This is a genomic window from Staphylococcus pseudoxylosus, from assembly GCF_003697915.1.
Classification (GTDB): domain Bacteria; phylum Bacillota; class Bacilli; order Staphylococcales; family Staphylococcaceae; genus Staphylococcus; species Staphylococcus pseudoxylosus.
Genome location: NZ_RCVN01000038.1, coordinates 1 through 1148, shown reverse-complemented (window position 1 = coordinate 1148; position 1148 = coordinate 1). Strand labels below are relative to the sequence as shown.

The 1148-nt window shown below is 34.8% G+C and carries 2 protein-coding genes; both read left to right on the top strand.

The window, feature by feature from the left end; genetic code table 11:
• A partial coding sequence (locus tag D9V42_RS14630) for a phage portal family protein (RefSeq protein WP_122065548.1) occupies positions 1–728 on the top strand: 728 nt, incomplete at its 5' end.
• Positions 709–1148 (top strand): HK97 family phage prohead protease (locus tag D9V42_RS14625; protein ID WP_122065546.1); only part of this gene is annotated, 440 nt, incomplete at its 3' end. The genes D9V42_RS14630 and D9V42_RS14625, both read left to right, overlap by 20 nt.

The following is a 1148-nucleotide window of genomic DNA, read 5'->3' as shown; positions in this document are numbered from 1 at the left end:
TAGTAAGGCTTATCAGTCCTTTTTATATCAATGAGGATACAAGTATTTTAGATAATGCTCTAGCTAGTATTCAAACTAAGCTGGAACAAGGTAAATTGCGTGGCTTGTTGAAAATTAATGCCTTTCTTGATATTGATAATACGCAAGAGTATCGAGAAAAAGCCTTAACAACAATAAAGAACATGCAAGAGGGTTCGAGTTACAATGGTTTGACACCAGTTGATAACAAGACGGAAATTGTAGAACTTAAAAAAGATTATTCCGTTTTAAACAAAGATGAAATTGACCTTATTAAATCGGAACTTTTGACAGGCTACTTTATGAATGAAAATATTTTGCTTGGTACTGCTACGCAAGAACAACAAATTTATTTTTATAACTCTACTATCATTCCTTTACTGATTCAACTTGAAAAGGAACTGACTTATAAACTGATTTCAACAAACCGCAGACGAGTGGTAAAAGGTAATTTATATTATGAACGCATAATCGTAGATAACCAGCTATTCAAGTTTGCAACTTTGAAAGAATTAATTGACTTGTATCACGAAAATATCAACGCTCCTATTTTTACACAGAATCAACTTCTTGTTAAAATGGGCGAGCAACCAATCGAGGGCGGAGATATTTATGTCACAAACCTTAACGCAGTTGCTGTTAAAAACCTAAGTGATTTACAAGGCAATAGAAAGGACGTAACAAGCACAGATGAAACTAATAACCAATAGTGCTGAAATTAAAGTAACTGAAAACGAGGACGGTTCTAAGTCGTTCCAAGGCATTGGTTCAGAAGTTGGCGTAGAGAATCGTAACGGTATTATCTTGACCCCTAACTGCATTGAGTTTGCTAGAGAACGATATCCATTGCTATATGAACACGGAGCTGGATCTAGTGAAGTAATTGGGGACGCGAAAGTTTATTATGACTTAGCTTCTAATAAATACCTGACTGACTTTACGCTTTACGACAATGCACCAAACATTAACAAAGCTGTGGAAAATGGAGCGTTTGATTCACTATCAATTGCCTATTACATTACAGATTATGAGTTTAATGAAAATGATGCTCTAGTTGTAAATAAAGCACAGTTTAAAGAGATTTCTCTTGTTTCAGTACCAGCTGACCCTAACGCAAAGTTTATTCAAAA